Here is an 8030-nt window from a genome sequence, read left to right as displayed (position 1 = left end):
ATGGCGCGGGCGGCGAACCCGCCGCCGCCGGTATGGATCGGGATACCGTCGGCCTGGCTGACCACGGTGCCCTCGGCATCCGTGAGGAAGCACGAGAAATCGTGCGCCTGGCTGAAGATCGGGCTGCGTGCCGTGCGCACCATCACCCGTCCCATCTGCTGGGCGATATGGTCGAGCCGGTTCTGCACCAGGGCGAGGATGATCGGATCGATGGCCTTGTGCGCGCTCATGCCTGCGCTCCCCTCTCGGCGAGATCGATGATGAAATTGCCTGCCGCATCGACGCTGAGCGTATCGCCTGCGCGCGCCATGGCGGTCATGGTCTGTTCGGTAACGATGGCCGGGCCGGCAATCGACTGGCCCGGCGCGAGATCGGCGCCGTCAAAGATCGCAGTGTCGCGCCAGCCATCCGGGAACCAGACCCGGCGAGTCTCGCGCCGATGCGGCGCCTGGGTGCTCGCCGGCGCCGATGCTGCTTCGAGCGGAGGCAAGAGGCCGAAGCCGGCCATGCGCAGGCTGGTGATCTGGATGGCGCCGCCGGGCTGGATATGGCCAAACTGGCGGGCATATTCCGCTTCGAAGAGCGCGCGCACCTGCGCGGGATCGAAAGCCTCTCCATCGGGTAGCTCCACCCGCAGATCCGATTGCTGGCCGCGATAGCGCAGATCCAGCGCGCGCCGGTAGGCGGCCTGATCGCCGGTGAATCCCTCGCGGGTGAGGGTCTCGGTCGCGCGGGCGCGCAGTTGCGCGAAGCCCTCCTTCGCTGTTTTCGCGACATCCCCGTCGAGATCGCGCATGAAGACCTGGATGTAATCCTGTCGGACATCCGATTGCAAAAGCCCCATGGCGCAGAAGGCGCCGGCCTGCCGGGGTACATAGACGCGTCTGGCCCCCAGCATCGCCGCAACGCTCGGCCCGTGCAGCGGCCCGGCGCCACCGGCGGGAACGAGGGTGAATCCGGCGGGGTTGAAGCCGCGCTGCACGGAAATCCGCTCCACCGCATGCAGCAGATGCTGCTCGACCAGCCGGATGATGCCGGACGCGGCATCCTCGATACTGATGCCCAGCGGCTCGGCGACGCGGGTGCGGATCGCCTCGCGGGCGAGCTCCCGGTCCAGGGTGACGGAGCCGCCGGCATAGGCGCCGGGCGCCAGACGCCCGAGCACGAGCTGGGCATCGGTGACGGTCGGCTCGGTGCCGCCATGCCCGTAGCAGGCCGGGCCCGGACGCGCGCCGGCGCCCTTGGGGCCGGCAAACAGCATCCCCGCCGCATCGACCCCGGCAATGGTGCCCCCGCCCGCGCCGACGGTATGGATTTCGACGGAAGGCACAGCGAGGTGGTAGCCGTCGATTTCGAGCGCATCGCTTGTCGCCACCTGGCCCGCGCTCATGAGGGCGACGTCGCAGGAAGTGCCGCCGATCTCCATCGAGATCAGATTGTCGTCGCCCAACGCATTGGCCGCGAGCGTCATCGCGCCGACCCCGGCAGCGGGGCCCGAGAGAACCAGATTGACGGGCCGGTCGGCGATCTGGTCGACGGAGACGACGCCCCCGTTGCTCTGGCTCATCAAGAGGGCACCGGGCAGGCCAAGGCGCTGCAATTCCTTCGCCAGATCGCGCAGATAGGTGACGACGCGCGGCGCGACATAGGCGTTCATGACGGCTGTGGAACTACGCTCGTATTCGCCGATCATCGGCGCAATGGCACTGGAGCGGCTGACCCATTCGCCGGACCAGCTTTCCGCCAGAGCCTGCGCAGCTGCATCCTCGTGGCGGCCATCGGCATAGGCGTTGAACAGGCAGATCGCTACTGCCTCGACGCCCTCACGGGTGAAGATCTCGCCGGCTGCGACGGCATCCGCGGGCTCGATCGGCGTGACTTCCGCACCTTCGCTGTCAAGGCGCCCGCGCACGGGCAGGCGCAGATAGCGGGGAACGAGCACCGGCGGGAAGGGTTTGCGGTGATCCCATGGATTTTCGCGGATGCCGCGCCGGATTTCCAGGCTGTCGCGAAAGCCGTGGGTGGTGAGAAGCCCGACCTTCGCGCCCTTGCCTTCGAGCACGGTGTTGGTGGCGACCGTGGAGCCGTGCACGAAGAGCCGGCATTGCGCGAGGTAATCCTCGACCGGCACGGCCAGATTGGCTGCCGCCTTGCGCACCGCATCCAGCACACCCTCGCCGGGATTGGCCGGGACGGAAGGCGTCTTCACGATCATCAGCGCGCCTTGCGCATCAACCATGACCAGATCGGTGAAGGTGCCGCCGACATCGACGCCGATGCGCCAGGGCGGGATCATGCCCGCCGTTCTCGCCTGATCTCCCTGTGCGTCTGTCACTTGCGCCCCCGCTCACCGCTCTGTTTCCTCATGACGCTGCAGTCTGCCCAAGCATGACGCTGGGGCAAGTGTGGAAACCACCCATCCGGTTCGGGTCTTCACCGAATCCGATGGCAGCCGGCATGCCTTGCTCAGGTCCTCCAGGTGAGGAAGAAGCGCTCGGCACGCCCGATCAGCCAGCTGATAGTCAGCCCCAGGATCGAAAGCATGGCGACGCCGGCAATGAGCTGCTCGATGGCAAACAACGATCCGGCCATCAGGATATAGGCGCCGATCCCGAATTGCGCGCCGATCATCTCGGCGGCGACCAGCAGAACGATGGCAATCGAGGCCGAGATCCGGAAACCGGAGAGGATGGCGGGCATCGCGCCGGGGATGATGATCTTGCGCACGATCGAAAGCCAGGAAAGGCCAAAGGATTGGCCCATCCGGATGAGATTGCGGTCGACATTGTCGACGCCGCCATAGGTGGCGATCACGGTTGGGAAGAAAGCGCCGAACAGGATCGTCGCAACCTTCGAGCCCTCGCCGATGCCGAACCAGACGATGAAGAGCGGCAAAAGCGCGATCTTGGGGATCGGAAACAGCGCCGAGACCACGGGCGAGAGCCCGGCGCGCATCACCGAGAACAAAGCGATGGCGAGCCCCACGGCGACGCCGATGGCAGTGCCCAGCGTCCAGCCGACGATCAGCCGGAACAGGCTCGCCTCAAGATGGCGCCACAGCGTCCCCGTGCGCACCAGATCGACGAAAGCGCCGAAGGCGGCAGAGGGGGCGGGGAGGGCGATCGGGCTGATGAAGCCGGTCTGCGAACCGAGCTCCCACAGGCCGATGAGGGAGATGAAGACGAGCGGCGAAATCAGGCTCAGGGGCCTGTGGGTGAAGCCGCCGCCGCGAAACGGCACCGGACGCAGACCACCCTTGCCCGCGCTTGCGCCGTGGCGGGTGCTCTTCTGCAGCGGGACTTCGCGCCAGCTTTCCTTGCCGAGTGTGGTGTCGCGGGATTCAGCCGGCATCGGAGAGCTCCCTGTCTGCCGCGCGGGCCTCGTCGCGCATCGCTTCCCAGAGCCGGCGCTGGATTTGCTCCAGTTCGAGCACACGCTCGGGCCGCTCGTCCAGCGGGATATCGATGGCGACCATCTCGCGAATGCGCCCGGGCCGGCGCGACAGGACCATGATGCGATGCCCGAGGCGCACGGCCTCCGCAAGATTATGCGTGACATAGGCCGCCGAGAAACGCTCGCGCTTCCAAAGATCGATGAGATCGTCGAGCAGCAATTCCCGGGTCTGGCTGTCGAGGGCCGAGAGCGGTTCGTCCATCAGCATCACGGCGGGACGCACCGCGAGCGCGCGGGCGATGGCGACGCGCTGCTTCATGCCGCCGGAGAGCTGACGCGGCCAGGCACTGGCGAATTCCGAGAGTTTGGTCCGCGCCAGCACATCGTCGATGATCGCCCGCGATTGCGCGCCGCGAATGCCGTGATCCTCCAGCACGAGGCTGACATTGCCCGCGACGGTGCGCCAGGGCAGGAGGGCGAAATCCTGGAAGATGTAGGTCAGCGGGTTGAGCGAATCCGCAGGCGGCTCGCCCGCGATCAGAACCTGCCCCCGGTCGGGGCGCTCCAGCCCGCCGATGAAGCGCAGGAGCGTGGATTTTCCGCAGCCCGACGGGCCGATGATGCAGATGATCTCGCCCGGCGCGACGCTGAAGCTGATCTCACGCAGCACCTGCGTCTCGCCGTAATCGTGGCTGACGCCTTCGATCCGCAATTCCATGTTGGGTCCCGCCGACTATGGTAATAGGACCGCCGCCGTGAAGGGCGGCGGTCCGAACGGCTTGCTCAGTAGGTTTCGACGAAACTGTTATCGACCAGGGTCTCGATCGAGGCATCGGCCGGCACCAGCCCCTCCGACACGAACCATGCGAGCTGGTCGCGGATGCTGGTCAGATTCATGCGCGCATCCGGATTGACGCGCATGGCGCCGGCACGAATGGCCGCATCGGCATTCTCGAACGGGCGATCCGTACAGACGTATTCGTGGATTATCCGGCTGATCTCGACGATCTCGTCCTCGCTCATCGTCTGGTCCACGAGCGCGGCATTATAGTCGTCGACCCCGCGCGCGAAGCCGGGGCGGGGTGCTTTCGATGTGATTCGGTTCGGTCATGAAGCAGGGCGCGCGGCCTGCCATCCTCACTTGCAGTGGTTCCAGCCCTGGAAGAGGTAGAAACCATTGAAGCGCGCCGCACGGGAGGCGATGCTGCCGTCAAAACCGGGCTGTTCGCGCGAATCGGCGGCAATGCGCCCGCCAAATTCCCAATCCTCTCCCGCGATGAAGGGCGGAACGACACGGTCTTCGGGAACGGCGCAAAACAGATCAGGCGCTTCACGCCGGCGGAAGAGATTGAAGGCGCAGGCACGGCGTGAGGCTTCGACAGCCGCTTCGTTCGGTACAATATTATGATCAGCAAGCATGATTTTCCCCAAACTTTTATTATTTCTGCGGCAAGTTACGCGCCGCATTACGATTGAGATGGACATAATGCCGAAAAACGGCAGTTAAATGACAGGTTATCATGTTTTTCGAAATTTCTCACTGTGGCAGGTCGTGAAATGCCCGGTCTTGATGATCCCTTCTGGCTGCAACTCCTGCTGAAAATGCTGGCAAGTGCCCTTCTCGTGGTCACGGCGTCCTTCGTCGTCGAACGCAGCGGGCCGTTGGCAGGGGCGATGATCGCGACGCTGCCGCTCTCCGCCGGACCGAATTTCGTCTATCTCGCCATGGATCACGGGCCGGTCTTCCTCGCCGAGGTGGCGCGAATCGGCATGCAGGTGAATGTCGGCAATGCCTTCTTCGTTCTCGTCTATGCCACGATCGCGCCGGGGCGGCGGCTGGCGCCGGCACTGCTTGCCGGGTTTGCCGGCTGGGGCGGCGCGGTCTTCGTCATGCGCAGCATCGATCCGGGCCTGCCGGCCACGCTGGCGATCAGCGCCTTTGTCTTCACCGCCGCATTTCTCGCGATTCGCCGCAAGCTCGGCAACGAACGCCCGCCGCCGGCGCCGCGCACGCCCTTCGATCTGCCGCTGCGCGCGATCACGGTGATGCTCCTCGTCGCCGCCGTGGTGATATCGGGGCGCCTCGCGGGGCCCTCCGTGGCCGGTGTGCTCGCGATCCTGCCGCTGGTTCTGAGCTCTCTCGTCATCATCCTGCATCCGCGCATCGGCGGTGCGTCGACGGGTCAGGTGATGCTCAACGGCTTTCCCGGCCTGATGGGCTTCGGCATCGCCGTGGGCAGCGTGAGCGTGGCGGCAATGCCGTTTGGGTCGACGCTCGCCTTGACGGGCGGGCTCGTCGTTGCCGTGATATGGAATTGTGCCGTCATGCTGATCGCACGACGGCGGCAAGCACACCTGCGCATCACCGCCCGTTCCGGAAGGCCATCATGAACACGATCCGCGACCAGCTCGAAGCCATTCTCGCTCGCCTCGATGCGCGCGCCCGCGATGAAAAGGTCTATACCAAGCTCTACAAGGAAGAGGCGCGGCTTGCCGCCGATGCGGCGGATGCGCGCCGCAAGGCCGGGATCAGCCTCGGGCCCCTCGACGGGCGCATCGTCTCGATCAAGGATCTGTTCGACGTGGCCGGCGAGACGACGCTCGCGGGTTCGGTGATCCTGCGCGACATGGCCCCCGCGACCGCCGATGCGCCGATCCTTGCGCGCCTGCGCCGGGCGGGTGCGGTGATTACGGCCAAGACCAACATGTCGGAATTCGCCTTCTCGGGGATCGGCATCAACCCGCATTACGGCACGCCCGGCTGCGCTGCCGATCCGGACCGCATCCCCGGCGGTTCCTCCTCCGGAGCAGGCGTCGGCGTCGGTGAGGGTACGGCGGAGATCGCCATCGGCACCGATACCGGCGGCTCGGTGCGCATTCCCGCCTCGCTCAACGGCTGCGTGGGCTTCAAGCCGACAGCGCGGCGGGTACCGAAGGAGGGTGCCTATCCGCTGTCCCATGCGCTCGATTCGATCGGCCCGCTGGCGCGCAACGTCGCCGATTGTGTCGCGACCGACGCGATCATGGCCGGCGAAGATCCCTGGGTGCCTGAACCGATGGACGTGGCCGGTCTGCGCATCGGCGTGCCGCGCGGGCGGCTGTTCACGCAGACCGAGGAGATGGTCGCGAGCGCCTTCGAGACCAATCTCGCCCGGCTGGAGCGCGCGGGGGCACGCATCGTCGATATCAATATCGAGGATCTGCTTGAGGCGATGGGCGGCCTGATGGCAGATGCGCCGCTGGTGGCGATCGAGGCGGCTGCCGTGCATGCCGATCATATGGGTTTCGACGACAAGCTGTTCGATCCGCTGGTGATCTCGCGCATTCGCATGGGCGCGACGATGCCCGCAGCCGGCTATATCCGGCTGATGCGCGCCCGCGATGAACTGATCGCGCGCATGGATGCCCGCCTCGCGGCCTGGGACGTGGTGGCGCTGCCCGCCACTGCCACATCGGCCCCGCCGATCGCCGAACTCGAAGCCGATTTCGATCGCTACATGAAAGCCAATATGCTGATGCTGCGCAACACCACGTGGGGCAACCAGTTCGATCTCACCGGTATCTCGCTGCCCATGCAGGGGCTGGCGCGTCCGGCGGGGATCATGTTCGTCACCCGCAACGGTCATGACAGGCGGCTTCTGAACGTTGCTGCGGGGCTCGAACCGGTCATCTGCGCCGCGTGATGGGCGCAAGCCCCATGCCGCTGGGGCATCCGCGCCGCTTGACGGCGGCGTCGGCGATGGTGATCCCGGAATGAAACGCGCGCCCGCCGGCGCCACGATAAGGAGACGAGATCATGGCCGAAGCCTTCATCTGCGATTATCTGCGCACCCCGATCGGCCGCTTCGGCGGCGCGCTCGCGAAGGTGCGCACCGATGATCTCGGCGCCATTCCCCTGCGTGCCCTCATCGCGCGCAATCCCGGCATCGCCGTGGCGCTGGAGGAGGTCTATTTCGGCTGCGCCAACCAGGCCGGCGAGGATAACCGCAACGTGGCGCGCATGGCGAGCCTGCTGGCCGGCCTGCCGGAGAGCGTTCCGGGCGTGACGCTCAACCGGCTCTGTGCTTCGGGTATGGAAGCGGTGGGCGCCGCCGCGCGGGCGATCAAGGCGGGGGAGATCGATCTCGCCATTTCGGGCGGCGTCGAAAGCATGACCCGCGCGCCCTTCGTCATGGGCAAAGCGGAAACCGCTTTCCAGCGCAGCGCCGAAATCCATGACACCACAATCGGCTGGCGTTTCGTCAACCCGCTGATGAAGCAGCAATACGGCATCGATTCCATGCCCGAGACCGGCGAGAACGTGGCTGAGCAGTTCGGCGTCTCGCGTGAAGACCAGGACGCCTTCGCCCTGCGCTCGCAGCAGCGCGCCGCGAAGGCACAGGTCGACGGTTATTTCGCCGGCGAGATCACCCCGGTCGAGATCAAGGGCCGCAAGGGCGAGGTGACCATCGTCGATACCGATGAACATCCGCGTCCCGAGACCACCATGGAAATGCTGGCCAAGCTGAAGACGCCGTTTCGCGATCCCGGCTCGGTAACGGCGGGCAACGCGTCGGGCGTCAATGACGGCGCGGCGGCGATGATCGTGGCTTCCGGGGCGGCGGTGGAGAAATACGGGCTGACCCCGATCGCGCGCG

General features: G+C 66.2%; 9 protein-coding genes. 3 read left to right on the top strand and 6 right to left on the bottom strand.

Annotation, left to right across the window (positions count from 1 at the left end):
• The 6 genes from VKP01_RS01610 to VKP01_RS01585 all read right to left on the bottom strand — a co-directional run.
• On the bottom strand, positions 1 to 230 hold a 230-nt coding region (locus tag VKP01_RS01610), incomplete at its 3' end, for a hydantoinase B/oxoprolinase family protein (protein ID WP_324409888.1).
• Positions 227 to 2296 carry a hydantoinase/oxoprolinase family protein gene (locus VKP01_RS01605; RefSeq protein ID WP_324409887.1) on the bottom strand — a complete coding sequence of 690 codons (2070 nt, stop codon included), beginning with the start codon at positions 2294 to 2296 and terminating at the stop codon, positions 227 to 229. The genes VKP01_RS01605 and VKP01_RS01610, both read right to left, overlap by 4 nt.
• A 170-nt stretch (positions 2297 to 2466) precedes the next feature.
• On the bottom strand, positions 2467 to 3351 hold the full coding sequence (locus VKP01_RS01600) for an ABC transporter permease (RefSeq protein ID WP_324409886.1): 885 nt from the start codon (positions 3349 to 3351) through the stop codon (positions 2467 to 2469).
• Positions 3341 to 4111: an ABC transporter ATP-binding protein gene (locus VKP01_RS01595; protein WP_324409885.1), complete on the bottom strand. Its 771-nt coding sequence runs from the start codon at positions 4109 to 4111 to the stop codon at positions 3341 to 3343. The genes VKP01_RS01600 and VKP01_RS01595 overlap by 11 nt, the downstream gene beginning before the upstream one ends.
• A gap of 65 nt (positions 4112 to 4176) precedes the next feature.
• Positions 4177 to 4416, bottom strand: a complete 240-nt coding sequence (locus tag VKP01_RS01590; RefSeq protein WP_324409884.1) for a hypothetical protein — start codon at positions 4414 to 4416, stop codon at positions 4177 to 4179.
• Between the two features lie 114 nt (positions 4417 to 4530).
• A complete protein-coding gene (locus VKP01_RS01585; protein WP_324409883.1) occupies positions 4531 to 4812 on the bottom strand; it encodes a hypothetical protein in 282 nt (93 codons plus the stop codon).
• Positions 4813 to 4950: 138 nt separating this feature from the next.
• Between VKP01_RS01585 and VKP01_RS01580 the strand changes: the two genes are divergently transcribed.
• The 3 genes from VKP01_RS01580 to VKP01_RS01570 form a co-directional block, all read left to right on the top strand.
• Positions 4951 to 5784, top strand: a complete 834-nt coding sequence (locus tag VKP01_RS01580; RefSeq protein ID WP_324409882.1) for a hypothetical protein — start codon at positions 4951 to 4953, stop codon at positions 5782 to 5784.
• Complete coding sequence (locus tag VKP01_RS01575) at positions 5781 to 7076, top strand: amidase (RefSeq protein WP_324409881.1); 1296 nt, start codon at positions 5781 to 5783, stop codon at positions 7074 to 7076. Before VKP01_RS01580 ends, VKP01_RS01575 begins: the two co-directional genes overlap by 4 nt.
• A gap of 113 nt (positions 7077 to 7189) precedes the next feature.
• Positions 7190 to 8030 (top strand): acetyl-CoA C-acyltransferase (locus tag VKP01_RS01570; protein ID WP_324409880.1); only part of this gene is annotated, 841 nt, incomplete at its 3' end.

The organism is Saliniramus sp. (assembly GCF_035311605.1).
Taxonomy (GTDB): domain Bacteria; phylum Pseudomonadota; class Alphaproteobacteria; order Rhizobiales; family Beijerinckiaceae; genus Saliniramus.
The sequence above is the reverse complement of the archived record's forward strand: the minus strand, read 5'-3'. Positions and strand labels throughout refer to the sequence as shown.